Source organism: Flavobacterium sp. GSP27, from assembly GCF_003970395.1.
Taxonomy (GTDB): domain Bacteria; phylum Bacteroidota; class Bacteroidia; order Flavobacteriales; family Flavobacteriaceae; genus Flavobacterium.
This window is the reverse complement of sequence record NZ_RYDP01000012.1, coordinates 54352-80326: the sequence shown is the minus strand read 5'-3', so window position 1 is coordinate 80326 and position 25975 is coordinate 54352. Positions and strand designations below refer to the sequence as shown.

General features: G+C 32.3%; 24 protein-coding genes and 1 pseudogene. All 25 read left to right on the top strand.

All coding sequences use genetic code 11. The features are described 5' to 3' along the window. The first annotated feature begins 3 nt into the window (after positions 1–3). The 25 genes and pseudogenes from EKM05_RS11340 to EKM05_RS11215 all read left to right on the top strand — a co-directional run bounded on the left by EKM05_RS11340 (position 4) and on the right by EKM05_RS11215 (position 25616). A complete protein-coding gene (locus tag EKM05_RS11340; RefSeq protein ID WP_126461356.1) occupies positions 4–429 on the top strand; it encodes an adenylyltransferase/cytidyltransferase family protein in 426 nt (141 codons plus the stop codon). Between the two features lie 329 nt (positions 430–758). Then, complete coding sequence (locus EKM05_RS11335; RefSeq protein WP_126555354.1) at positions 759–1766, top strand: mannose-1-phosphate guanylyltransferase; 1008 nt, start codon at positions 759–761, stop codon at positions 1764–1766. A 141-nt stretch (positions 1767–1907) separates the two neighbouring features. Next, positions 1908–2042 (top strand): annotated as a pseudogene (locus EKM05_RS14665) (GDP-L-fucose synthase); the annotation flags it as partial. Positions 2043–2331: 289 nt separating this feature from the next. After that, the gene (locus tag EKM05_RS11320; protein ID WP_126555351.1) at positions 2332–2940 is read left to right on the top strand and encodes a virulence RhuM family protein; all 609 of its coding nucleotides are present in this window, start codon (positions 2332–2334) and stop codon (positions 2938–2940) included. A gap of 96 nt (positions 2941–3036) precedes the next feature. Continuing rightward, positions 3037–3876, top strand: a complete 840-nt coding sequence (gene rhuM, locus EKM05_RS11315; protein ID WP_199749582.1) for a RhuM family protein — start codon at positions 3037–3039, stop codon at positions 3874–3876. 195 nt (positions 3877–4071) lie between these two features. After that, on the top strand, positions 4072–4599 hold the full coding sequence (locus tag EKM05_RS11310; RefSeq protein ID WP_126555345.1) for an ORF6N domain-containing protein: 528 nt from the start codon (positions 4072–4074) through the stop codon (positions 4597–4599). Positions 4600–5221: 622 nt separating this feature from the next. Further along, positions 5222–5440: a hypothetical protein gene (locus EKM05_RS11305; protein WP_126555342.1), complete on the top strand. Its 219-nt coding sequence runs from the start codon at positions 5222–5224 to the stop codon at positions 5438–5440. Positions 5441–6107: 667 nt separating this feature from the next. Beyond that, positions 6108–8519: an SLBB domain-containing protein gene (locus EKM05_RS11300; RefSeq protein WP_126555339.1), complete on the top strand. Its 2412-nt coding sequence runs from the start codon at positions 6108–6110 to the stop codon at positions 8517–8519. A gap of 216 nt (positions 8520–8735) precedes the next feature. After that, positions 8736–9803, top strand: coding sequence for a Wzz/FepE/Etk N-terminal domain-containing protein (locus tag EKM05_RS11295; protein ID WP_126555336.1), 1068 nt, complete (start codon positions 8736–8738; stop codon positions 9801–9803). Between the two features lie 291 nt (positions 9804–10094). Continuing rightward, a complete protein-coding gene (locus EKM05_RS11290) occupies positions 10095–11618 on the top strand; it encodes a lipopolysaccharide biosynthesis protein (protein WP_126555333.1) in 1524 nt (507 codons plus the stop codon). 213 nt (positions 11619–11831) lie between these two features. Further along, positions 11832–12818 carry a UDP-glycosyltransferase gene (locus EKM05_RS11285; protein WP_126555330.1) on the top strand — a complete coding sequence of 329 codons (987 nt, stop codon included), beginning with the start codon at positions 11832–11834 and terminating at the stop codon, positions 12816–12818. A gap of 270 nt (positions 12819–13088) precedes the next feature. Next, the gene (locus EKM05_RS11280) at positions 13089–14228 is read left to right on the top strand and encodes an O-antigen polymerase (protein ID WP_126555327.1); all 1140 of its coding nucleotides are present in this window, start codon (positions 13089–13091) and stop codon (positions 14226–14228) included. 4 nt (positions 14229–14232) lie between these two features. Further along, positions 14233–15123, top strand: coding sequence for a glycosyltransferase family 2 protein (locus tag EKM05_RS11275; RefSeq protein WP_126555324.1), 891 nt, complete (start codon positions 14233–14235; stop codon positions 15121–15123). Beyond that, positions 15120–15863, top strand: a complete 744-nt coding sequence (locus EKM05_RS11270; protein WP_126555321.1) for a glycosyltransferase — start codon at positions 15120–15122, stop codon at positions 15861–15863. Before EKM05_RS11275 ends, EKM05_RS11270 begins: the two co-directional genes overlap by 4 nt. Continuing rightward, on the top strand, positions 15856–16998 hold the full coding sequence (locus EKM05_RS11265; RefSeq protein ID WP_126555319.1) for an N-acetyl sugar amidotransferase: 1143 nt from the start codon (positions 15856–15858) through the stop codon (positions 16996–16998). Before EKM05_RS11270 ends, EKM05_RS11265 begins: the two co-directional genes overlap by 8 nt. Further along, a complete protein-coding gene (gene hisH, locus EKM05_RS11260; protein ID WP_126555316.1) occupies positions 16995–17609 on the top strand; it encodes an imidazole glycerol phosphate synthase subunit HisH in 615 nt (204 codons plus the stop codon). Before EKM05_RS11265 ends, hisH begins: the two co-directional genes overlap by 4 nt. Before the next feature lie 2 nt (positions 17610–17611). Beyond that, positions 17612–18382 carry an AglZ/HisF2 family acetamidino modification protein gene (locus EKM05_RS11255; protein ID WP_126555313.1) on the top strand — a complete coding sequence of 257 codons (771 nt, stop codon included), beginning with the start codon at positions 17612–17614 and terminating at the stop codon, positions 18380–18382. Between the two features lie 135 nt (positions 18383–18517). Continuing rightward, on the top strand, positions 18518–19552 hold the full coding sequence (locus tag EKM05_RS11250; protein ID WP_126555310.1) for a polysaccharide biosynthesis protein: 1035 nt from the start codon (positions 18518–18520) through the stop codon (positions 19550–19552). Between the two features lie 94 nt (positions 19553–19646). Continuing rightward, positions 19647–20060, top strand: a complete 414-nt coding sequence (locus EKM05_RS11245) for a WxcM-like domain-containing protein (protein WP_126555307.1) — start codon at positions 19647–19649, stop codon at positions 20058–20060. 101 nt (positions 20061–20161) lie between these two features. Further along, complete coding sequence (locus EKM05_RS11240) at positions 20162–21280, top strand: NAD-dependent epimerase/dehydratase family protein (protein ID WP_126555304.1); 1119 nt, start codon at positions 20162–20164, stop codon at positions 21278–21280. 53 nt (positions 21281–21333) lie between these two features. Beyond that, on the top strand, positions 21334–21711 hold the full coding sequence (locus EKM05_RS11235) for a GxxExxY protein (protein ID WP_126555301.1): 378 nt from the start codon (positions 21334–21336) through the stop codon (positions 21709–21711). Positions 21712–21767: 56 nt separating this feature from the next. Next, complete coding sequence (wecB, locus tag EKM05_RS11230; protein ID WP_126555298.1) at positions 21768–22910, top strand: non-hydrolyzing UDP-N-acetylglucosamine 2-epimerase; 1143 nt, start codon at positions 21768–21770, stop codon at positions 22908–22910. Between the two features lie 4 nt (positions 22911–22914). Beyond that, positions 22915–24129: a glycosyltransferase family 4 protein gene (locus EKM05_RS11225; RefSeq protein WP_126555295.1), complete on the top strand. Its 1215-nt coding sequence runs from the start codon at positions 22915–22917 to the stop codon at positions 24127–24129. A gap of 36 nt (positions 24130–24165) precedes the next feature. Continuing rightward, the gene (locus EKM05_RS11220; RefSeq protein ID WP_199749581.1) at positions 24166–24339 is read left to right on the top strand and encodes a hypothetical protein; all 174 of its coding nucleotides are present in this window, start codon (positions 24166–24168) and stop codon (positions 24337–24339) included. 326 nt (positions 24340–24665) lie between these two features. Then, positions 24666–25616: a glycosyltransferase family 4 protein gene (locus EKM05_RS11215; RefSeq protein ID WP_126555292.1), complete on the top strand. Its 951-nt coding sequence runs from the start codon at positions 24666–24668 to the stop codon at positions 25614–25616. The last annotated feature ends 359 nt before the right edge of the window (positions 25617–25975 follow it).

Here is a 25975-nt window from a genome sequence, read left to right as displayed (position 1 = left end):
AACATGAAAATAGGGATAACATTCAGTGCTTTTGATTTGTTGCATGCCGGACATATCAAAATGTTAGAGGAAGCAAAAGGACAGTGTGACTATTTAATTGCGGGACTGCAAACAGATCCTACTATCGATCGTCCTGAAAAAAACAGGCCTACCCAATCTGTGGTTGAACGCTATATTCAACTCAAAGGCTGTAAGCATGTAGATGAAATAGTTCCTTATGCAACAGAGCAAGATCTGGAGGATATTTTACGTGCGTTCAAAATTGATGTCCGCATCGTAGGAGATGAATATAAAGACAAGAATTTTACGGGACGAAACTACTGTGAAGAAAAAGGGATCGTGCTTTTTTTTAATATACGAGACCATCGTTTTTCAAGTAGCAGCTTGCGAAAAGAAGTCACAGAGAAAGAACTGATGAAAGAGAAGTAGTGTTTTTTAGTGAATGCTGAGTGGTGAAAAGTGGAGCTATAGAGGTTAGGGGCGTGTTTATGTTCTAAAATTCAAACATTTCATCCTCTCACTGTACTCTAAAGTATTCAAGTCATTACAGCAAAGAAGTTTGCGTTTAGTAGTCTTCATACTAAGTTTTTTAAGTCATTAACTCGAAACTTTAAAAAAGAAGCGAAAGAAAAGAAGGGAATTTAATTTGATTCCTGTCTAAATAAAAATATAATTAAAATAGTCGCCAATAGGCTGTTTTGTAAACCCCAAATCGAGGCGTCAAATCACTTATAAGCACTAATTGCACAAAAAACACTATGAAAAAACAGCCTGCAGTAACACATGTAATCCTTACCGGAGGAGTGGGAAGCCGATTGTGGCCGCTATCTCGCAAAAGTCAACCCAAACAATATTTAGATTTATTTGAAGGTAAATCGTTATTTGCAATGACCGTGGAGCGCAATCGTACTTTGGTGGACCAGATTATGGTTGTAGGAAATAGTGATAACTGTCATTTAAGTCGGCACGTTCTAGAAAAATCCAATACTCCATATATCGATATTGTTGAATCTACTCCGCGAAATACGGCTGCAGCCATCGCTTTTGCTGCACTAGCTTCTGATCCGGAGGCTATTTTAATCGTGACGCCCTCGGATCATATTATAGGCGATATGGAACACTATAATAAGGCGATTCAGGAAGCAGTAGAAAAGGCTTCTAACGGTTTTATTGTTACTTTCGGTATTATTCCGACGAAACCAGAAACGGGATACGGGTATATTGAGCGCAAGGGTGAGGATGTAGTTTCCTTCCGGGAAAAACCAAACCAAGTTACCGCGAGGGAATTTATCTCTAAAGGCAATTTTTTATGGAACAGCGGGATGTTTTGTTTCAAAGCAGGCATTTTTCTGGAGGAATTAAAGACCTATAATCCGGAAGTCTATGAAAAATCTAAAATTGCATGGGACAACAACAGTAATGGAAATCTAGATTTGGCTTTATCCATGGATATACCATCCATCAGTATTGATTATGCGGTAATGGAGCGCAGTAAAAAGATAAAAGTGGTCGTGTCTGAATTTTCATGGTCGGACTTGGGTTCTTTTGAATCGGTGTACGACTATTTAGTGGCAACGGGGCATCCTGTTGATCCCAATGGAAATATGGTGATTGGCAATACAAATTATACGGCGTTTGTGGGAATGAAAAACACTATTTTCGTCTATACGGATACTGCTAATTTGATTCTTCAAAAAAATAGTTCTCAAGATGTTAAGAATGTATACAATGCATTGGAACAGGAAAAACCGGAATTATTACAGTAATGGACACCGCCTCAAAAATATATATCGCAGGACACAATGGAATGGTGGGAAGTTCGTGCATCTATCCTAAATTGGCACCACAGCCCTTGAAAGAGGAATACTTGCTCACAGGTCCCTTGGAACCAGCAAACTGGACGGTACCCCAGAAAACTAATGGACATCTCCAAAATGCACGCACTAGGATGGAAACATCAGGTGCAGCTGGAAGAAGGAATCCAGAGAACCTACAATTGGTTTTTGGAGAATGTAAATGCATTTAAGCAAGTTAAGATGTAGGGAAAAGTTTAATCGGTTAAGAAAAGTTTAATCGGTTAGGAAAGGGTTAATCGCTTAATCGGTTAGGAAAGGGTTAATCGGTTAAGAAAAGGTTAATCGTTTAATCTATGAGAAAAAAGTTTAATCGATTAAGAAAGGTTTAATCGATTAACGAAATAGTAAACAATTAACCAGTTAAACACTTAACCCATTAACCATTTAAAGAAAAAAGTATAATCGGTTAACGAAATAGTAAACGATTAAGCAGTTAAACGATTAACCATTTAAAAAACCAAGCAAGCAGAAAATAATGCACAACGAAATAGTTATCTATCAGGCAGAAATGCTGTCAAGCCATATTGAGGTTCGCATAGAAGATGAGACTGTGTGGCTAACTCAATTACAAATGGTAGATTTATTTCAATCAACAAAACAAAATATTAGTCTCCATATTAATAATGTTTTCAAAGAAGGGGAACTAGACGAATTTTCAACTATCAAGGAATACTTGACAGTTCAACAAGAAGGTTCTAGAAAGATAAAGCGAAGAGTTAAGCTATACAATCTCGATGTGATTATTTCCGTCGGTTATAGAGTGAAGTCAAAAACGGGGACACAATTCAGGATATGGGCAACTAATACTTTGAAATCCTATTTGTTGAAAGGCTATGCGATTCAGAATAGAATTGAAAATATCGAGAAAAAGATTTTTGAGCATGACCAGAAAATTGAAATTTTGTTAAATACCTCTCTTCCCCTAAATCAAGGGATTTTCTATGATGGACAAATTTTCGATGCACATTCCTTTGTTTCCAGACTGATAAAATCTGCAAAAAAATCAATCCTTCTTATTGATAATTTCGTTGACGAAACTGTTTTAATACAGTTGTCAAAGAGAGAAAAAAGGTTAATCGGTTAAAAAAAAGTTTAATCGGTTAACGAAATAGTAAACGATTAACCAGTTAAACGATTAACCCATTAACCATTTAAAAAACAACCAAGCAAGCAGAAAATAATGAACAACGAAATCATCATTTATCAATCTGAAATTCTGACAAGCCAAATTGAGGTTCGTATTGAAGATGATACGGTGTGGTTAAATCGAATTCAACTCGCTGATTTGTTTGATCGTGATATTAAAACTATAGGCAAGCATATTTCTAATGCACTCAAAGAAGAACTTGAAGGAATTCAAGTTGTCGCAAAATTTGCGACAACTGCTAGTGATGGTAAAACGTATCAAGTAGAGTTTTATAATTTGGACATGATTATGTCTTTAGGTTATAGAGTGAAATCAAATAGAGGGGTTCAGTTTCGTATTTGGGCAAATAAAATTCTGAAAAACTATCTGCTCAAAGGCTATGCTATTCATCATCGAATGGATGTTTTAGAAAAAAAAGTAGGTTCTTTGGAAAATAAAAACAATGAATTTGATTTGATTTTAAAAACAAATTTGTCTCCTAATCAAGGGATTTTCTATGATGGACAAATTTTCGATGCACATTCCTTTGTTTCCAGACTGATAAAATCTGCAAAAAAATCGATCCTTCTTATTGATAATTTCGTAGACGAAACTGTTTTAATACAGTTGTCAAAGAGAGAAAAAGGAGTTGGCGTTATTATTTACACAAAAGACATTACTAAACAGTTAAAACTCGATTTAGAGCGGTTCAATTCCCAATACGAACTTGTCGAAATTAAGCAATTTTCCAAATCACATGATCGTTTTTTGATAATCGATGAAACGGAAGTGTATCATATAGGAGCATCACTTAAAGACTTAGGCAAAAAATGGTTTGCTTTCTCAAAATTGAATATTGACCCTGCAACATTGCTTGGAAAATTATACGAGTAGTAGGAAAGGGTTAATCGTTTAAGAAAGGGTTAATCGTTTAAGAAAGGTTTAATCGTTTAATCGATGAGAAAAGTTTAATCGTTTAAGAAAGGTTTAATCGGTTAATCGATGAAAAAAAAGTTTAATCGGTTAACGAAATAGTAAACGATTAACCAGTTAAACGATTAACCAATTAACCAATGAAAAGAACTAGATATGGATTTAAGTTTATTTCAATCAAAAATTTATGAATTTCGTGGAGTAAAAGTTATGCTTGACTTTGATTTAGCATCACTATATGAAGTGGAAACAAGAAGTTTAAAACAATCAGTGCGTAGAAACGATTATCGATTTCCTGATGATTTTATGTTTCAACTCAATAAAATAGAATGGCAGGAGCTTATCACAAATTGTGATAACCTACCAGAATCAATAAAGTTTAGCCCTCAAACCCCATTTGCTTTCAGTGAACAAGGAGTTGCAATGCTTAGTACGGTTTTAAAATCTAAAAAAGCAGTTGAAACTAATATCGCCATTATGCGTGCCTTTGTAGAAATCAGAAAAACAATTAGTTTGCAAAGTCATCTTTCTGAACAAATCATGGAATTGAAAAATGATTTGGAACAACGCCTTGGAGAACACGATGTACAATTGATGGAAATTTATACTGTAATGGATCAATTTATTGAAGAAAAAATAGAGCAAAAGAAATGGGAAAATCGAAAAAAACTGGGATATAAATAAACGTTAAAGGAAAAAGGTTTAATCGGTTAACGAAATAGTAAACGATTAACCAATTAACCACTTAAACGATTAACCATTTAAAGAGAAAAGTGTAATCGGTTAACGAAATAGTAAACGATTAACCAGTTAACCGATTAAACAATTAACCACTTAAACGATTAACCATTAAAAGAAAAAAGTGTAATCGGTTAACGAAATAGTAAACGATTAACCAGTTAAACGATTAACCAATTAACCATTTAAAAGAAAAAAGGTTTAATCGGTTAAGAAAAGATTAATTGTAAACCTTTTTATTTCTAATGCTATAAAAATTGCTACTTTTGCGCAAGCCGCACAAAATAACTGTAAAATGGGATTTTGAGCAGCGAAGCTTTTATAAAAATAAAGAATTGGGTGTAGCGGTTCGTTATAAGGTAATAGTGTTCCCCTTTAGAATTTAAAATACTTGAAAAACAATTATGGAAATAATAGGTACTGCCGTAGTGTCCTTTTAATCCTCTTTCATTCTGTCCAGATAAGCGTTCAGGATATATTAAAAACTGCCGATTGGAGTACTCCGCCAGTAGACAATTTATCAGATGCTGCTCTCGAAAAGAGTAGAGCTTAGTTGAAAAGCAACAATATGACTATTCATCAGGCCGAACCTCTAGCTTTATCGACAGGAATGCCCGCTTCAGAATTTACTAAATTACGCGTTTGCTTAATCGTACCGCTTTCAAAAAAATCGGAAAAAGCTCCCTTAACAACGGATACCACTAATTTGATTTTGCAAAAAGAAAGGTCTCAGGATGTTAAGAATTTTATAGTCAATTGGAGAGAGAACTCTGATTTATTGTATTAAAAAAATACAAATCGAGATAATTTTAGGATTTAATAAACTAATAATTAAAACTTTTGACACAGATTTGTGGTACAGAATAAAATTAAGATAGAGAAAATAGAACTTCCTACAATAAAAACGATAAAGAGTTGTTTGTTTTATTCTAGTTAACCCCTTGGGTGTAATTCAATTTGTTTAATTTTTTGACCACATAGAAACATAAGTAAGTCGAAAGTTTAAAAGTCGTAAAGTCAAAAGAATTAACTTTAAGTAAAACAGCTTTAAATTATATTGTTACATAATTTTATCTTGATTTTAAAATACGACATTATACCATGGTTATTACTTCTATTTTAAAATTATGTGCTGTGCATCAATTTTTTCTTTAAGATTAATGGGAATTTATTCATTACGCCCAACGGGTTTCTTGTTATTTAAAAAATAGTATAAGTAACACGAAAAATATATTGTGGCAATTATTAAAAAGAGTTTTCTGCCACAGATTGGATGAATTAAAACGATTTTTAAAGCTACGTGGCGAATTAATCTGTGCCGATCTTTGAAATTTATGGCAAATAAATTTAGAATTTTAGTAAAACACGACATTAAATTTTAGCTATTACTTATTTAAAAAAATAGTACTTAAAATATTTCGAATTAAAAAAATACACATTTTTACACATTACTTATGAGAAAAATAATTGTTGCTCTTTTATTGTTGTTTGCTTTTTTCCAATCTTCCCACGTACTTGCACAGGACTTGTTAAAAAGTACTGATTTGAGTACTTTAAAAGTGGATAATTTGATCGATAGCGACATCGCAAAAATAAAAACACAGCTGCAAACAAACAATATGACGATTGAACAAGCAGAACCTATGGCTCTAGCCAAAGGAATGCCCGCTTCGGAGTTTGCTAAATTAAGAACTCGAATTGCTGGTCTGTCCTTGCAAACAGGCGTTTCAAATACTAGTAATTCCAGTGATACGGAAGATAGAAAACAAGAAAAAATCGTCAATACGAAAGTAAAAGATACCCTAAATGCTTTAATTTTTGGTTCGGAGCTTTTCGATAATCCTACCTTAAATTTTGAACCCAATTTAAAATTGGCTACGCCTGTAAATTACGTGTTGGGACCCGGTGATGAAGTGCAGGTTAGTGTGTATGGAGTACAAGAATTTAATGCTAGTATTCCAGTATCTACAGAGGGTAAAATAACCATTCAATATGTAGGTCAGATTTCCGTTTCCGGAATGACGATTGAGGCTGCTACCCAAAAAATAAAAGGTGCAATCGCAAGAGTGTATAGTACAGTGGGATCAGGACAATCTCAAGTCGCAGTGACTTTAAGTCGCATCAGAACGATTAGAGTAACGATAATTGGCAGTAAACAACCGGGTAATTATTCGATATCTTCTTTGGCAACCGTTTATAATGCGTTATTTTTAGGTGGTGGCCCGGGAAAAAACGGCAGTTACAGAAATATTGAATTGTTAAGGGATAATAAAGTATACAAAAACATTGATATTTACCGCTTCCTTGTCAATGGAAATCAATCGGATAATGTGGGATTAAAGGATAATGATGTCATTCGAATTCCGGCTTACAATCAAAGGGTTACCGTCGAGGGACAGGTAAAACGTCCTGGTATTTTTGAAATGAAAAAAGGGGAGACATTTGCAGATTTACTGTCTTTTGCATCAGGATTCAATGAATTGGCGTACACTGCTTCGGTAAATGTATTGCAAAAAACAGCTAAAGAATTTAAAGTTCGAGATGTAAAATTTGCAGAATTTAATACTTATAAACCGTTGTCCGGGGATGTGTTTAGAGTGACTAAAATTCTGAATCGTTTTGAAAACCGTATCAAAATTGACGGTGCCGTTTTTAGACCGGATACGTATTCTTTTTATGAAGGAATGCGTGTTTCCGATTTGATTGCAAAGGCGGAAGGTCTAAAAGAAGATGCGTATAGCAACAGAGCGAGAATCATTCGACTACAATCGGATTTGACCACGGAAATAGTCAATGTAAATTTAGCCAAAGCCTTAGCAGGGGATCTAGAAGCGGATGTTGCATTATTTAAAGAAGACATCGTAACGGTGTATTCAATTTTAGATTTTGTTGAAGACTTTAAAATAACCATTGATGGTGAGATTAAAAAACCAGGTGTTTATCAGTATCATGAAAACTTAACCTTAAATGATCTATTGGTTCAAGCTGGTGGATTAACAGGATCGGCTTCTAAGAGAGTTGAGATAGCAAGAATGATTCAATCGGAAGAAATAGACGATGCCAATCCGAATAAAGCGGAACTATTTAATATCGAAATTACGGCTGATAACAATGAACAGTTAAAGAACTTTGATTTGAAGCCTTTTGATGTGGTGAATATCCGTAAAATGGCCGTTTATGATAAACCAAAAATGGTCACTATCAGCGGAGCGGTCCATTATTCCGGGAAATATGTTTTGGCAACTAAAAAAGACAAAGTCTATGATATTGTTGCACGAGCAGGTGGCTTGACATCAGTTGCCAATATAGAGGGCGTTAAGATCAAGAGACCCATTCAAGCCGAACAAATAGAAGCATTGGAAAATGTAAATATGAATTTGGGTAAAAAAGACAGTATCCAAAACAAGCTTACTAAAAAACTAAAAGAAGATTTAAAATTTGCCACCATACCAGTGGATTGGAAAGCCATTGTTGAAAATCCAAAAAGCAACACCAATGTAACTTTGTTTCCCGGTGATGAGATTGAAGTGGCAACTTACAATGAAGGGGTTAAAGTGGCAGGTAATGTATTGTTAACTTCGGAGATTCCTTATACAAAAGGAAAAGGATTTAATTATTACTTAGATGCTGTTGGTGGTATCGATGCCAAGGGTTGGAAGAAAAAAGCCTACATTATTTATCCAAATGGTAAAGCAGATGTAGTAAGCTCTTTCTTATTCATAAAAACGTATCCTAAAGTGACTGCAGGTTCTCAAATTATAGTGCCAGAAAAACCGGAAGTTAAAAAAATGAGTGCCGGGGAATGGGTAGGAATAGGAAGTGTAATGTCAAGTTTAGCGTTACTTATTTTGACCGCTTTTAAGTAGGTATCTTTAGTTTTTGCTCTAGTCCTAAAGGGAATCGAAAATTCAGCACTTTATATTTTTGAACCAGATCCAAAGGAAATGAAAAATCAATAATCTACTTCTCGATACAATTTTATGCAACTGCTGTCGCTATTTTATAAAATCACTCGAAGTGACCCCTCGGTAAAAACTCGGGGCAGGCTGATTAACAGACAACGGATAACAGAAAACCGAAAAATGAACGAACAAATACCAAACGATGAAATATCGTTAAAAGAACTTATTGAAAAAGGAAGAGAATGGTTTTCTTATTTGCTTGGGCAATGGAAAATTATTGTTTTAGCAGGAGTTATAGGGGCAGCTTTAGGATTGGCCTATTCTTTTATAAAAAAACCGGTATATACAGCTACTTTGTCCTTCGCACTAGAAGATGAAAAATCAGGAGGCGGATTAGGAGGAGCCTTAGGTTTGGCGAGTTCATTTGGTATAGACCTTGGCGGCGGTGGAGGAAGTATTTTTACCGGTTCTAATTTGACCGAATTGTTTAAGTCCCGTGCGATGGTAGAGCAAACCTTGTTGAGCCCCGTTGTAGTGGATGGAAAAACCATTTCTTTGGCGGAGATGTACATACAAAATCAGGGCTGGAGGGAAAAGTGGAATGACAAACCAAAATTTGCAACCATCCAGTTTTTACCCGATACCAAGCGTACCCATTTTACCCGTGTACATGACAGTATCTTGGGTGTGGTATATCAAGATTTGTCTAAAACCGGATTGGCTGTTGGGCAAAAAGACAAAAAAATTGCTATTATTAACATAGATGTCTCTTCTACTAATGAATTGTTTTCCAAGTATTTTACGGAAGCGCTTGTCAAAGAAGTTTCTGATTTTTATGTCACGACCAAAAGTAAAAAAGCACGAATGAATATGGATATTTTGGAACGTCAAACCGATTCTATCCGTAGAGAATTGAATGGTGCGATTACTGGTGTTGCTGTTGCCAATGACAATACTTTTGGTTTGAATCCTGCGATGAATGTTCGCCGTGCTCCTTCTGCCCGCAGGCAGGTCGATGTGCAAGCCAATACCGCCATACTTACCGAGTTAGTCAAACAAAGCGAATTGGCGAAAGTAACGTTGCGTAAGGAAACACCACTAATTCAGGTAATTGACAGACCGATTTTGCCTTTGAAGAAAGAAAAATTTGGGAAAGTAAAAGGTTTGGTTTTGGGTGGTTTTCTGGCGGGGTTTTTAACCGTTTTAGTATTGATAATAAGGCGTCTGTTTTCATCACTTTACCTTTAAATTAAATCATTTTTACAAATCGGAGAAAGCTATTCCATTTTGGGATAAAATCCTTAAAAGTTGTCATTTTATTAGAAATGACTTTATGGAGATTTTTAATTTTATTGAATTTATTCTAAGATCAAGAATATTAATTGACAGTTCAAAATTAAAAGACTTCTTAAAAATATTATTTATTTTACATAAAAATTAAGATTTAAAATTTCTAAGAAATAACCAAATTTATTTAATAGCTTCGATATTTTTATTATTGAAATGAATACTTGAAAAAAAGAAAATTACCAAAATCAAATGTCATCTTCTAAACTTATAGCTAAAAACACTGCTTTTCTATACATTAGAATGCTTTTAACTATGGGAGTCACATTGTTCACGTCCAGAATAGTTTTAAACGCTTTAGGAATTCAAGATTATGGAATTTACAGTATAGTGGGTGGAATAGTTACATTATTCAGTTTCTTTAATAGTGCGATGACTGCGGCTACACAGCGTTTTTTGACTTTTGATATAGGAAAAAATGATTTAGAGCAATTGAAAAAGACGTTTAATGCAACATTAAACATTCATATATCCATTGGTGTTTTATTTTTTTTATTAGCAGAAACATTTGGATTGTGGTTTGTAAATAATAAATTGAATTTACCGGTCAATAGAATGTCAGCAGTTAATTGGGTTTACCAATTCTCTATTTTTACTTTTTTTGTAGGTACAATTCAAGTTCCATACGACGCTTTAATTATTGCTAGAGAAAAGATGAAAGTCTATGCTTATATGAGTATTGTTGAAGTTTTTTTAAAATTGATTATTGTTTATATTCTTGTCGTTTTTGATATTGATAAATTAATATTTTATTCTTTTTTGCTTTTTTTAGTTTCTTTTATTTCAAGTAATGCTCACAAAATTTATTGTAAAGTTTATTTTAAAGAAACGAAGTATAAATTTTATTACGAGAAAGAATTATATGGAGAATTAATTTCTTTTTCAGGATGGAGTTTGTTTGGGAATATAGCTGGGGTAGCAAGAGGTCAGGGTTCTAATATATTATTAAATATTTTTTTTGGAACACTATTAAATGCAGCCTATGGAATAAGTATGCAGGTGCAATCTGCGGTTCATGTTTTTGTCACTAATTTTCAAATGGCAGTAAACCCTCAAATTATAAAGCAATATGCTTTAGGTTATAAAGAGCAATCATTAAATCTTATTTTTCAGAGTTCAAAATTCTCCTACTTCTTAATGTTTATAATAGCTTGTCCAATTATTTATAATATAGATTTTATTTTGCAGTTATGGTTGAAAAATCCTCCAAGATATACTTCAGAATTTGTTGTTTTGTGTTTAATAAATATTTTGATTGATTGTGTTTCAGGACCTTTGGTAACTGGTGCTCAAGCTACAGGTGTCATAAAATGGTACCAAATAACAATTGGGACTTTTATATTCCTTTGCTTGCCAATTTCTTATTTATTTTTAAGTCGGTATAACGATCCTACTGTTATTTTTATTGTAATTATTGTTATTAACTCAATCACGTTATTAGGTAGACTTTTGTTTTTGAGATTTTTAATAGATTTAAATCTTCATTCTTTTTTTCAAAAGGTATTGTTAAAAATTTTTATAGTAACGATTATTCTGGTGTTATCTTCACACTTTATTTTCATTTCGATATCCAATCCGTATTTTAATTTTTTTGTAAAATCACTATTTTACACATCAATTAATTTAACATCTATTTATTTTATTGGATTAAGTAATAATGAAAGAAATTTCATACGCTCTTTTTTTAAAAGTAAACTAAAGAAAAAAACATATTAAAAAAAATCTATTATTTTAACAATAATCAATGTTGTAGTTTTCAGTTATCCAAAAATTTCAATCTGTTTTAAAATTATAGATATCTATTCAAGAAACTAATGTTAAATGTTTATGATAATACATTTTTTGTAAAAGTTGTGAAGTTGATAATGCTATTTATTATCTAAAGAAGCTATTTATCGTTTTACTAATCTTTTGGATATTATTAATATTATGAAAAAAATTAAATCAATTCTTATTGCAAGTAATCATTTAGTGCAAACTGGTGGAACTGAGACTTATACTTATGCAATTATCAAAGAATTGCTCGCAAGAGGTTTTGACGTAGAATATTTCACTTTTATGAAAGGTGATTTTTCTACAAAAATGGAGAAAGAATTAGGAGTTAAATTTCTAAGTAAAAAAAAATATGATTTAATTTTAGCCAATCATAATACTTGTGTTGAAGTCTTAATGGGATTTGGTTTTATAATACAAACTTGCCATGGGGTTTATCCTCCGTTAGAACAGCCATCTTTGTGTGCTAATTTTCATATAGCTATCTCTCAAGAAGTACAAAATCATTTAGCAATTAAGGGATTTGTATCTGTTGTGATAATGAATGGTATTGACACGTCTAAATTTTATTCCAAAAAAAATTTAAATAAAGTACTTAAAAATGTTTTGAGTTTATGTCAATCGGAGGATGCAAATAAATTTTTACAAAGAGTTTGTGATACTTTGGGAATTACTCTTTTTTATTTAAATAAAAATACAAACCCAGTTTGGAATGTAGAAGATCTAATAAATGACGTTGATCTTGTCATTGGTTTAGGACGCTCGGTTTATGAAGCAATGGCATGTGGAAGGCCAGTGATAGTTTATGATAGTCGCGCTTATTTTGAATCTTTTTCAGATGGATACGTTGTTAACAGACTTTCTACCAGTTTATCCCATAATTGTTCAGGTAGATTTTATAAACTTAAATTAACTGAAGAAATGATGGTAGATGAATTTAAAAAATATAATCATCTAGATGGTGAAATTCTTAGGAATTTTATATTAGACGATATGACTATTAAATTAGTTGTTGATAAATATTTAAATTTGAATGATTCTCTCCAAGCGAATTTAAATAATTTTAAGAAAAATTATTTTTTAAAATTCATTCAAAGGGTATTTTATGTTAGAATTATTAAAAGCTTTTTGAAAAGAAACTAAATTGCATTTATTTGTAATGTTTTAACAATTTAAATTATTAGTATTTCTATGGATATTCAAATCCCTTATCGTTTTTTTAGTTAAAAGCAATCTCTTTACTTAACTAGAATTTTGTTTGTTGTATAACAATATTTTTCTTTTTAATTATGATTTTTTTTCAATTTGTTTGCTAAATATTTATAGATTAAGATTGTCACACTAAAAAAAGCTTATCAGTTTTTTATTAATGATTAATTTTTTATTATGAAGTTCATTTCGGTTAATAATTGGGTGAAATTACTTTTTTACCTTTATTTTATTTCTACCTTGTTATTTCCTACAATTTTTTTTAACAAATTAATATTTGTTATAATTATAAGTTTTACTATAGTTAATTATAAATTATATAGATTCAATACAATTTCTCCGTTTATTATTTTACTTATTTTTTTGTATGGCTTTCTTTTTTCTTTTTTTAATAACGTTGATTCTGTTTTAAGAGAGCAATTTTTTTTTTCAGTGCTGGTATTGTTCCTCATTTATCCGATTATTTACTATAAAATTGATATTGAGAAGATAGCCAAAGTGTCTGGGCTAATAATAGCAGCTTATACCGCACTTTCTTTTTTAATAGTAATTATTTTTATTGATATGCCTTTTTCGGGACCCTATTATGTTTTTTTTGAAAACTATAGTTCGGGTTCTAATGGTTTAAGGGAATTTGCAGAAGAAGGATTAATAAGTTTTCATATAGGAACAGTTCCATTTCTGTATTTGCCATTAATTCTTTATGTGATTTCATTTGTTGAAAAGAAAAAATTTAGTAGCTTAATTGCAATTCTAATTATTTTCACAACTATCTTTGTGAGTGGTTCTAGAGGCTCTGTTTTGACTTCAATTTGTGCAACGATAATGATTATTTTCTTCAAATCTAAATTTATAACCAAGATTGTTTTTTTTGCCATAAGTATTCCATTATTGACAATTCTATTTACTTATTTAATAACTAATACGTCAGTTTTTGATACACAAGAGGCATCTAATACCGTTAAAATTGGTCATTATGAATCTTTTTTTGATCACTTGAATTTTTTTAATTTTTTTCTCGGTGAAGGATTGGCTTCTTATTATTATTCAAAAGGTGTTCAAGCAATAAAAGCACATACAGAATTAACCCCATTGGATATGTTGCGGTATTTTGGTTTCATTCTTACGCCACTATTATATTTTTATATTATTTTTCCTACAAAAAAAATACTCTGCTATTCAAATAAAAACAGTTTGTATCTACTTTTAGTTTTAATATATGTGTTGAATTCAATTACAAATCCAACAATGTTTAATTCTTACGGGCTTTTGATTATTCTGTGGTATTGGTATAAGATATTAGATAATTCTAATGTTAAAGATGAAGAAGTGCCTTTAATCTGATTTTATGATGAAAATATATTCTGTAATTGTTTGTTATAAACCAGATATTCCTAATTTAGAAAGAATTTGTAAAGCAATTTTATCTTGTGATACTAATGTTATATTAGTTGATAATACTGAAAATTGTTATATAGAGAATATTTCAAATAGTTTAGATGTTGAGTTGATACGTTTAAATGAAAATTTAGGTATAGCCAAAGCACAAAACATTGGTATTACTTTAGCCATGGAAAAAGGTGCTGAAATTGTTGTCTTTTTTGATCAAGATTCTGAAATTGAAAATGATTTTATTCGAAAATTGACAAATAATATGTGTAATAATGTGCCGGAGGTATTTTCTCCAGTCTTTTATGATAAAAATATAGGTTTTAAGTTTCCTAGTTATAGATTAAATAAATTTGGATTATTAAAACAATTTGATGTTATTAGTGACCTGAAGAACTATGAAGTAGATGTTGTAATTTCATCTGGGAGTGCGGTTTCAAAAATCACTTTTGATATAGTAGGTCTTATGAATGAGGATTATTTTATTGATTTTGTAGATACTGAATGGTGTTTAAGATGTCGAGCTAAAGGAATTCCTATCAGAGTTCTTCCTACGGCTATAATGAAACATTCAATAGGGGATAAATCTGTAGATTTAAAATTCACGAGAATTTTCATTCATAGCTCACTAAGGTCATATTATAAAGTTCGAAATTCATTTCTTTTTTTTAGAAGTAAGCATGTTCCTTTTTTAATGGGATTAAAGGAAATAGTTTCGGCTCTGGTACATAATTTTTTAACTGTTTTTATTGTGGCAGATAAATGGGATTATTTAAAAAAATATATTCAGGCTATAAAAGATGGTATATTAGGAAGAGTTGGTAAAAAATATAATATAAATACTAAATGAGTATAAGTGTTTGCTTAGCATCATATAATGGCGCAAAATTTATCGAGTTGCAGTTAGAATCAATTATTAAACAATTACATCATGATGACGAGATTATAATTGTTGATGACTGTTCTTCTGATAATACGTTAGAAATCATTATGTCAATTAATGATGAACGTGTTAAAATATTTTTAAATGAAATTAATAGAGGTCATGTTTTTTCTTTCGGACGTTCAATATCATTGGCGACTAAAGATATAATTTTTATGTCCGATCAAGATGATATTTGGATAGATGGCAGAGTAGCTTTGATGAAAAGCAAACTGGTAAATTCGGATGCTATGTTAGTTTCGACAAACTCTAATTTTGTTGATTCAAAAGGAGGTAAAATTGATTTTAATATCGATGGTGTAGATTCTAAATTTTCGGATAAAAATTTAAGCAATATCATTGATATACTTAAAGGGAAAGAGAATTATTATGGTTGTGCTATGGCTTTAAAAAAAGAATTAAAAGCATTAATTCTGCCAATACCTGATTATGTAGAATCACATGATTTATGGATTGCAACGGCAGCAAATATAATTAAATCTAATTTGCATTGTGATGAAGTAACACTAAATAGAAGAGTTCATGGGGCAAACGCTAGTATTGTAAAAAGAAAGTTATATTTGAAGCTATGGTCTAGAATTATATTTCTAAGATCAATACTTCAGTTATTTTTTAGAAAATTATCAATAAAAAGAAAAGATGAATAGAAGACCTTACCAAATCTGCACGCAAACCATTATGGATACTTCGGACCCAAACATCGTTTTCGATGGTAATGGGGTTTCAGATTATTACCATAATTTTCAAAATATTATCCTTCCTGATTGGAATACAGATGAAAAAGGACATGCTGAATTGATGGTAGTTGCAGAAAAAATTAAAAAAGAAGGAAGAGGAAAAGATTTTGATTGCATTATTGGTTTAAGTGGTGGACTTGATAGTTCTTATGTGGCTTATGTTGCTAAAGAAATTATGGGGTTACGACCTTTATTGTTTCACGTTGATGCTGGATGGAATACTGATAAAGCAGTTGGTAATATCGAGAAATTGTGTAATGGTCTAGGATTGGATTTATATACGGATGTTATTAATTGGGAAGAAATGAAGGACTTGCAGGTAGCTTTTCTGAAATCTCAAATTGCCGATCAGGATTTGCCCCAGGATTATGCTTTTTTTTCGGGTTTGTATAAATTTGCTAAAAAAAATAAAATTAAGTACGTTTTAACTGGAGGGAATTTCTCTACAGAATGTTGCAGAGAACCTGAAGAATGGGGTGGTTTTCCGGGTATAGATACCATGTTGGTGAAAGACATCCATTCCAAGTTTGGAAAACGTCCGCTTAAGACTTTTCCGTTAGTGGATATTTTGAGTTATAAATTGTATTACCGATATGTTTTAGGGATGCAGGTTTATAAACCTCTAAATTTAGTTCCCTATATCAAAACAGATGTAGAAAAATTATTAATGGAGAAATTTGGCTGGGAACCTTTTCAGCACAAACACCACGAATCTCGATTTACAAGATTTTATGAAGATTATTGGTTACCGAAAAAATTTGGTTTCCAAAAAAGACGTGCCCATTTTTCGAGTTTGATTCTAACGGGTCAAATGACAAGAGAAGAAGCATTAGAAAGAGTGTCTAGACCAGAATTAAGCGAAGATTTTTTACAGAAAGAGTTTGAATATGTAGCTGATAAGTTAGACCTATCAGTGAGTGAATTACAAGAAATATTCGAGGGAGAGAATAAAACCTTTCACGATTATAAAAATAAAATAAAACTAATTAGATTAGGAGCAAAAGCAATGTCTATTTTAGGTTTAGAAAAGAGATTATTCAGATGATAACTATAATTGATTACGGTGTTGGAAATATGAATGCCTTTGTAAATGTGTACAAGAGAGTTAATGTTGAAACCAAAATTGCAAGAACAGCAGCAGATCTTGAAGATGCGACAAAAATAATCTTACCTGGTGTAGGTCATTTTGATCATGCAATGTCCGAACTAATAAAGTCTGGCATGCGCGAAAAACTAGACGAATTAGTGATGGTCAAAAAAGTACCGGTGATTGGTATTTGTGTGGGAATGCAAATGATGGGTAATTCTAGTGAGGAAGGAACCCTGGAGGGATTGAAATGGATTGATGCTTCTATAAAGAAATTTGACGAGACCAAGATTCAGCAAGTTACCCGACTCCCTCACATGGGTTGGAATGATGTTCATCCTGTAATCTGCAATCCATTATTTGAGGGATTAGAAAAAGAGGCTTTGTTTTATTTTTTACATTCTTATTATTTTGAATGTAACAATACGGCTGATATCTTGGCAACTTCTGAGTACGGAGGACAATTTACTTGTGCAGCCCATCATGAAAATGTGTACGGGATTCAATTTCACCCAGAGAAAAGTCATCACTATGGTGAAACCTTATTACATAATTTCGCAAAATTATAAGCATGCTTAGACCTAGAATTATACCAAGTCTTTTAATTCATGACAATGGTTTGGTAAAAACCGTGAATTTTAAAAATCCGAAATACGTAGGAGATCCCATAAATGCGGTTAAAATTTTTAATGAGAAAGAGGTTGATGAATTAGCAATTTTCGATATTGATGCAACTGTATTAGGGAAAGAACCCAATTACAGTCTTATCGAGCGTTTGGCTAGTCAATCAATGATGCCCTTGTGTTATGGTGGAGGGGTTAAAACAGTAGAACAAGCACAACGCATTTTTAGCCTTGGTATTGAAAAAATTGCCTTGAGTTCGGCAGTTTTGCATAATCCCAAATTAATTACCGAAATTTCAGATCGAGTAGGTGCACAAAGCGTTATTGTGGTTCTCGATGTTAAGAAAAAATTACTTGGTGGGTACGAAGTATATACCCACAATGGAAAAAAAGCCACAGGAATCAATCCTTTTAAATTTGTAGAAGAAGCGCAAAAATTGGGAGCAGGAGAAATAGTAATCAATTCTATTGATAAGGATGGGGTGATGAAAGGCTACGATTTGGATTTAATCGCTAAAGTACGTGAAAAAATTTCGCTTCCTATGACTGTATTAGGTGGTGCTGGTTCTTTGGACGATATTGAAAAAGTGATTGATCAACACGGTGTGATCGGAGTGGCTGCAGGAAGTTTATTCGTGTTTAGAGGACCTTATAAAGCAGTATTAATTAACTATCCAACTCAGTTAGAAAAAAATAGGATCTTTAAAATAAAACCATAATGAAAATTTTTACGCAGATGAGCGCAGATTAAAAAAACGCGGATGAATGCAGATTTTTTTTAATTTTAAAAATCAATAAGGAACTAGATATGAGAATATCAGCAAGAATAATTTTTTTAGAAAGAATAAAATAAAATGAAAATACAAGATGAAATCCTCCTTATAACTGGTGGTACTGGTTCTTTTGGTAACGCCGTATTAAATCGTTTTCTTCATACCGACCACTTTAAAGAAATCCGTATTTTTTCTCGTGATGAGAAGAAACAAGACGATATGCGTAATCACTTGAAGAATGATAAGCTTAAGTTTTACATAGGAGATGTTCGTGATTATAGTAGTGTAGAACGTGCAATGCGTGGGGTGGATTATGTATTTCATGCTGCAGCATTAAAACAAGTGCCATCCTGTGAGTTTTTTCCATTGGAAGCAACTAAAACCAATGTTTTTGGAACTCAGAATGTGATTGATGCCGCCGGAGCCAATAAAGTTAAAAAAGTAATTTGTTTGAGTACTGACAAAGCGGCTTACCCTATTAATGCTATGGGGATTTCTAAAGCTTTGATGGAGAAAGTAGCTGTGGCAGCGTCCAGAAATTTATCTGATACGACAGTTTGTTTAACCCGTTATGGGAATGTGATGGCATCAAGAGGTTCTGTGATTCCATTGTTTTTAAAACAAATTCAAGAAGGGAATCCAATCACGATTACGGATCCGAATATGACTCGTTTCTTAATGTCGCTAGATGAAGCGGTGGAATTGGTATTGTTCGCTTTTGAACACGGTAATCCGGGAGATTTATTTGTGAATAAAGCCCCTGCGGGAACTATTGGAGATTTAGCACAAGCCTTAAAAGAATTGTGTAAGTCGGATACTGAAATCAAGATTATCGGTACCCGTCATGGTGAGAAGTTGTATGAAACCTTGTGTACGCGTGAAGAGATGGTTAAAGCTGAGGATATGGGTGATTTCTATCGAATTCCAGCTGATAACCGGGATTTGAATTATGCACAATATTTTTCGGAAGGAGAACAAGACGTTTCTATAATAGAAGATTATCATTCTCATAATACAGAACAACAAGGCGTAGAGGGAATGAAAAAATTACTGGCAACATTACCTTTAATCAGAAAAGAAATTTTTGGAGAAGATGTAGCTCAGATGCCCGGGTAAAATTAGTGTTCAGTAGTCAGTTTTTAGTGTTCAGTAATCTGATAACAAATTCCAGACAGCAGACATTGACATTAATTATCAATCGAAAAACAATATGGTTCCGAGAATAATAAATGGAGGAAGTCATTCTGATACCAGAGGTACAGTTCGATTTAATAATTCTTTTGATGCAACGGCTATAAAAAGGATTTATCTTATAGAAAATAAGGAGACCACATTTGTTCGTGGGTGGCAAGGACACCGCACAGAGCAACGGTGGTTTTCTGTTTTACAAGGTAGTTTTAAAATTGAATTGATTGCCATTGATAATTGGGAGAATCCTTCCAAAGGGTTAAAATCACTCTCTTTTATTGTAAATGCTGAAACACTTGATGTTCTTCATGTTCCTCAAGGATACGTAAGTAGTATTCAAGCACTTAAGGAAGGAGCTAAATTGTTGGTCATGGCAGATTATTTGTTAGGAGAAATCCAAGATGAATATCGATTTGATATTGATTATTTTAAATAGAAAAGTTTTACACAGATTTTTTTAATTTTTTGAAATTAGTAAGAATCAGTATGTAGCTAGATCAGCTATTATCAGTGTGAAATCAATTAGAAAATATAATTATGATTAAAATAGGAATAACAGGACAGGCAGGTTTTGTCGGGACGCATTTATACAATACTTTAGGGTTATTCCCAGTAGAATTCCAGAGAATTGATTTTCAAAAAGAGTATTTTGCTGATGAAAATAAGCTAAATGAATTTGTTGCTCAATGTAATGTTATTGTCCATTTAGCTGCGATGAACCGCCATAATGACCCTCAAGTTATTTATGATACGAATATTGGTTTAGTTCAGAAATTAATAAAGGCTCTTGAAGTTACAAGTTCTAAAGCACATGTTTTATTTTCCTCTTCTACCCAAGAAGAAAGAGATAACCTGTATGGGAAATCTAAAAAAGAAGGACGAGAGTTAATGATGTATTGGGCTGAAAAGGCAGGAGGAAAATTCACTGGAATGATTATTCCTAATGTTTTTGGACCTTTTGGTCATCCCAATTACAATTCGGTGGTAGCTACATTTTGCCATAAATTATCCCATAATGATACTCCTACTATTGAAGTGGATGGGGATATGAAGTTAATTTATGTGGGAGAATTGGTTGATGCGATTCTTTCAGAAATTAGGAGAGGAGAAAGTAAATCAGAAATTGTTATTCCTCATACTTCGGAATTTAAAGTTTCTCAACTGTTATCGTTGCTGGAAACCTATAAAGAGCAATACCAAGACAACGGGGTAATTCCTACTATCAATACTGCATTTGAACTGAATTTGTTCAATACATTTCGTTGTTATATGGATATAAAAAATCATTTCCCAGTAAAATTTGTCAAGCATACAGATCCTAGAGGATCTTTTGTAGAAATCATTCGATTAGGAGTTGGTGGGCAGGTATCATTTTCTACTACGGTTCCCGGAATTACGAGAGGAAATCATTATCATACCCGCAAAATAGAACGTTTTGCAGTAATTAAAGGGAAAGCCTTAATTCAATTGCGTCGTATAGGTACTGATGAAGTATTGGATTTCTATTTAGATGGAGCTGAACCTGCGTATGTAGACATGCCTATTTGGTACGCTCATAATATAAAAAACATTGGGGAAGAGATTCTTTATACCAATTTTTGGATTAATGAATTTTATGACCCGAATGATCCAGATACGTATTTTGAGAATGTGTAATTTGTTTGCACGCTGATTCCGCAGATCTTCGCAGAATATTAAATTTTAGTTTTATGGAAGAAAATGATATTACCTATAAAATTAGAGGATGTATATTTTTAGTATACAAAAATCTAGGTCCAGGATTGTTAGAGTCTGTTTACGAAGCTGCTTTACTTTATGAACTTAAAAAGCATAACTTTGAAGTTAAAAGTCAAGTTGTACTTCCAGTATTGTATGACGGTATCAATTTAGAAATTGGATTTAGACTAGATATATTGGTGGAGGAAAAAGTTATTATTGAAATCAAATCTGTGAAAGATTTATCTAAATTACATTTTAAGCAACTCTTAACTTATCTAAAATTGTCACGAAAGAAAGTCGGTATATTAGTTAATTTTAATTGTGAAAATATAACAGAAAATATAAAAAGAATAGTAAATGATTTTTAATTAAATCAAAGTAAACATCGGCGGAAATCTGTGAGATCTGCGAGAACTAATAAGAAATGAAAGAACAATTAAAAGTAATGACCGTTGTTGGTACCCGTCCGGAAATAATTCGATTATCAAGAGTGATGGCAGCCTTAGACGCTTCGGAGGCTATTGAGCATATTATAGTTCACACCGGACAAAATTATGATTATGAACTCAACCAAATTTTCTTTGATGATTTAGGGATTCGTAAGCCCGATTTTTTTCTGAATGCAGCGGGGACAACCGCAACTGAAACCATCGGACAGATTTTGATAAAAATTGATCCATTATTAGAGACTGAAAAACCAGATGCTTTTTTGGTATTAGGCGACACCAATAGTTGTTTATGTGCTATTCCTGCAAAGAAGCGTCATATTCCTATATTCCACATGGAGGCAGGTAACCGTTGTTTTGACCAAAGAGTACCGGAGGAAACAAACCGTAAAATTGTAGATCATGTGTCTGATATAAATTTGACATACAGTGATATTGCACGAGAGTATTTATTGAGAGAAGGATTACCTGCGGATAGAATTATCAAAACCGGTTCTCCGATGTATGAAGTTTTGAATCACTATTTACCTGAAATTAATGCTTCAGAGATTTTAAATACGTTGCATTTACAAGAAACCAAATATTTTGTGGTTTCGGCTCATAGAGAAGAAAACATCAATAACGAAAAAAATTTCAAGGGATTAATGGACAGTTTAAATCTGATTGCCGAAAAATATGGCTATCCAATTATTGTGAGTACCCATCCGAGGACTCAAAAGATGATTGATTCCAAACAAATTGCCATGCGTCCGGAAGTTCAGTTTTTGAAACCAATGGGCTTTAATGATTATAATGCATTGCAAATGAAGTCGTTTGCGGTATTATCGGATAGCGGAACGATATCAGAAGAATCATCTACATTAAATTTTCCTGCTTTGAATATTCGTGATGCCCACGAGCGTCCCGAAGCTATGGAAGAAGCATCCGTAATGATGGTAGGATTGAATCCGGAAAGGATCATGCAGGGATTAACGCAATTGCAAACACAAAATAGAGGTGTCGAACGCAATTTTAGAGCCGTATCTGATTATTCGATGCCTAATGTTTCGGAAAAAATGGTACGGATTATTTTGAGTTATACCGATTATGTTAAGAGAGTAGTTTGGAGTGAAATAAATTAATGAAATGAGAATATTATTTGTTTCTCAATATTTTTATCCTGAGACTTTTAAGGGTAATGATTTGGTTTTTGATTTTATTAAAAGAGGTCATGATGTTACTGTATTAACAGCAAAACCCAATTATCCAAATGGGGATTTTTATCAAGGATATTCTTTTTTTGGGAAGAGAGAAGAGATTATACAACGTGCAAAAGTTATTAGAACTCCAGTATATCCAAGAAAAAATGGTAAAGGAATTCATTTGATTATAAATTATCTTTCGTTTGTTTTTTTTTCCTATTTTACCTGTATGTTTAGAGTAAAAGGTAAATTTGATATTATTTTTGTCCAGCAGCTATCTCCAGTAACAATGGCTTTACCAGGATTGTGGTTAAAGAAAAAATATAAGAAACCTCTTTATTTGTGGGTTTTAGATTTATGGCCTGAAAGTATTTTAGCTGCCAGTAATTTTAAAAACAGTAAAATTATTCATTTTATTGATAGATTGGTAAAACATATTTATAACAATTCAGATGTTATTTTAATTAGTTCCAATTATTTTAGAGATTCAATAGTTGAAAAATTAAAAGATAAAAAGAAAGAGGTTATTTACTTTCCCAATTGGGCTGAAGACATTTTTACACAAACTTCACTCAAAGAGGTTTCTATACCGGATCTTCCAGATGGATTTAATATTATGTTTGCTGGAAATGTAGGAGAATCACAAGATTTTGAGACGATATTAAAAGCTGCTGAATTGACGGTGTCAGATGACATAAATTGGGTTATCGTCGGGGATGGTCGAAAAATGGATTGGATTAAAAATGAAATAAAAATAAAAAATGTAAATAATGTCCATTTGCTGGGAAGGCATGATATTGACACGATGCCTCATTTTTTTAGGAAAGCAGATGTTATGTTAGTTTCGTTAAAAGACGAGGCTGTATTTGCATTAACAGTTCCAGCTAAAATTCAAGCGTATATGGCTTCTGGAAAGGTCATTTTGGGAGCACTTAATGGTGAAGGTAATGAATTAATAAATGACAGTAAGTGTGGTTATGCAGTTTCAGCTGGTAATTTTGTCGCGTTGGCAGAAAAAGCTATACATTTAAAAAAATTGACTACTGAAAAAAAACAAGAAATGGAATGTAATTCAAAAACATATTATGAAAATAATTTTTCTAAAGAAATGTTGTTTGATAAATTAGAATTTTTATTTAAAAATAGTATAAAAAGATAACAAGTATTTTTTAATTTTCAGTCCTCTTAAATTAAGTTGGTTTCAATACTTGGTAATTATTTGCATTTGCCACTTAACTCAGAACGTTTGCAAAAATTGACAGAGAATTATGTGGTGAGTAATGACAAGATTGCAGAAGCCATTGGCAAACCCCTGCCCGTTGCTTCTCGAGATGGTTTAGTAGTAACATTCAAGTCTTTTGGTTCATAACCATTATGAATTGAGTTATTTTAGAATACATAATCTTAGAATTTTTAATCCTAATTCCTATTGTTTCTTTTTTTATACTATACTCTTAGATCTTAATTTTTAATTAAAATACGTTTTTAATCAGTAGTCTATTCGATCTTTACATCTCAATCTGCTGCTATATTGTGATGGCATTACACTTAGTTACATGTACATCATTTTTTTGTTGAGCAACTACAATACCTTTAAAACGCATAAATTTTGAGAATACTTTCCTCACTTTCTTGAAGAGTGAACTTAAAAAAAAATTACATTTCGCTCTATATTTACAAATTTTTTCTATATACATGCAATACCTATTCATAACTGCAGTTTTATTCTTACTGGAATTGCTTTATTTCAAAGTAGCTGATCGGTACAACATCGTGGACAAACCCAATCATCGGTCAGCACATACTGAAATTACGCTTAGAGGAGGCGGTATCATTTTTTGGTTTGCGGCTTTACTTTATTTTGCACAGCACCTCCAAAATAATTGCTTTTTTTTTACAGGAATTACTTTGGTAACTGTCGTTAGTTTTTGGGATGACATTCAGAGTTTGTCTAATAAAATTAGAATTTCGGTTCATTTTCTCGCCATCAGCGTAATTTTTTACGATTTAGGTGTTTTTAATTCTGTTCCCGTTTTAGGAATTGTATTCGCTTATATTCTAGCCATAGGTTTGATTAATGCGTATAATTTCATGGATGGTATCAATGGTATAACGGGATTGTATACTTTGGTGGTGATGGGGTCATTGTTGTATGTGAATCAAAATATCCAGGTATTTATTGATGGTGCTTTTATACTATATGCGATGCTTGCTAGTTTGGTTTTTCTATTTTTTAATTATAGAAAAAAGGCCAAATGTTTTGCCGGAGATGTGGGCAGTATTGCGATTGCTTTTTGGGTAATTTATCTGGTTTTGAAACTTATTCTGGTCACAAATTCTTTGGTTTGGCTTTTATTTTTAGCAGTTTATGGAGTTGATGCTATTTGTACGATCCTGCACCGATTGTATTTAAAAGACAATATTTTCGAGGCACATCGGTTGCATTTCTATCAGGTTTTGAGTAATGAATATAAAATTCAACACCGATTGATTGCGGCGTTTTATGGTATGGTTCAGATTATTGTTTCGGTAATGGTACTTGGTTTGTATCAAAACGTTTCGGATTTTATTTTGTTTGGGCTTGTTATTGTGCCATTGCTGCTTATTTATTGTGTGAAATTTTATTTGTTGCATAAAAAAATATAAAACAGTAAACTGTTAATTTGGTTAGAGAGAATGAGATGAATTTTTACTTTTTATCTCACTTCACTTTAATTATAAGTGATCGTTGTTTAACTTTTTCTTTTGCCTTGATGCAAAAAAAACAAAAGATCAAGCCTACAAATCAAAAGCGTAAAAACGGTTGTATTTATTTACCTGACTGCCACTGGCAGTCCTCCTTTTAATTTCAAATGTTGTTTTTTTATGCTTTTTATTTAAGGGCAGGGGGAAAGAGTGGAGAGCGAGGATGTTTTGTGTATATATACATGTTCTTTTCTTTTTTGCTTGATCAAAAAAGAAACAAAAAAATCAAGCCTGCAAATCAAAAGCGTAAAAACGGTTGC

Bases quoted from the DNA above. Each gene is read 5' to 3' on its own strand.
- EKM05_RS11290 (WP_126555333.1), top strand. From the start codon at position 10,095: ATGTCATCTTCTAAACTTATAGCTAAAAACACTGCTTTTCTATACATT.
- EKM05_RS11235 (WP_126555301.1), top strand. From the start codon at position 21,334: ATGGAAGAAAATGATATTACCTATAAAATTAGAGGATGTATATTTTTA.
- EKM05_RS11295 (WP_126555336.1), top strand. From the start codon at position 8,736: ATGAACGAACAAATACCAAACGATGAAATATCGTTAAAAGAACTTATT.
- EKM05_RS11245 (WP_126555307.1), top strand. From the start codon at position 19,647: ATGGTTCCGAGAATAATAAATGGAGGAAGTCATTCTGATACCAGAGGT.
- rhuM (WP_199749582.1), top strand. From the start codon at position 3,037: ATGAACAACGAAATCATCATTTATCAATCTGAAATTCTGACAAGCCAA.
- EKM05_RS11265 (WP_126555319.1), top strand. From the start codon at position 15,856: ATGAATAGAAGACCTTACCAAATCTGCACGCAAACCATTATGGATACT.
- EKM05_RS11310 (WP_126555345.1), top strand. From the start codon at position 4,072: ATGGATTTAAGTTTATTTCAATCAAAAATTTATGAATTTCGTGGAGTA.
- EKM05_RS11225 (WP_126555295.1), top strand. From the start codon at position 22,915: ATGAGAATATTATTTGTTTCTCAATATTTTTATCCTGAGACTTTTAAG.
- EKM05_RS11270 (WP_126555321.1), top strand. From the start codon at position 15,120: ATGAGTATAAGTGTTTGCTTAGCATCATATAATGGCGCAAAATTTATC.
- EKM05_RS11240 (WP_126555304.1), top strand. From the start codon at position 20,162: ATGATTAAAATAGGAATAACAGGACAGGCAGGTTTTGTCGGGACGCAT.
- EKM05_RS11300 (WP_126555339.1), top strand. From the start codon at position 6,108: ATGAGAAAAATAATTGTTGCTCTTTTATTGTTGTTTGCTTTTTTCCAA.
- EKM05_RS11215 (WP_126555292.1), top strand. From the start codon at position 24,666: ATGCAATACCTATTCATAACTGCAGTTTTATTCTTACTGGAATTGCTT.
- EKM05_RS11250 (WP_126555310.1), top strand. From the start codon at position 18,518: ATGAAAATACAAGATGAAATCCTCCTTATAACTGGTGGTACTGGTTCT.
- EKM05_RS11335 (WP_126555354.1), top strand. From the start codon at position 759: ATGAAAAAACAGCCTGCAGTAACACATGTAATCCTTACCGGAGGAGTG.
- EKM05_RS11340 (WP_126461356.1), top strand. From the start codon at position 4: ATGAAAATAGGGATAACATTCAGTGCTTTTGATTTGTTGCATGCCGGA.
- EKM05_RS11320 (WP_126555351.1), top strand. From the start codon at position 2,332: ATGCACAACGAAATAGTTATCTATCAGGCAGAAATGCTGTCAAGCCAT.
- EKM05_RS11305 (WP_126555342.1), top strand. From the start codon at position 5,222: ATGACTATTCATCAGGCCGAACCTCTAGCTTTATCGACAGGAATGCCC.
- wecB (WP_126555298.1), top strand. From the start codon at position 21,768: ATGAAAGAACAATTAAAAGTAATGACCGTTGTTGGTACCCGTCCGGAA.
- EKM05_RS11255 (WP_126555313.1), top strand. From the start codon at position 17,612: ATGCTTAGACCTAGAATTATACCAAGTCTTTTAATTCATGACAATGGT.
- EKM05_RS11275 (WP_126555324.1), top strand. From the start codon at position 14,233: ATGATGAAAATATATTCTGTAATTGTTTGTTATAAACCAGATATTCCT.
- hisH (WP_126555316.1), top strand. From the start codon at position 16,995: ATGATAACTATAATTGATTACGGTGTTGGAAATATGAATGCCTTTGTA.
- EKM05_RS11285 (WP_126555330.1), top strand. From the start codon at position 11,832: ATGAAAAAAATTAAATCAATTCTTATTGCAAGTAATCATTTAGTGCAA.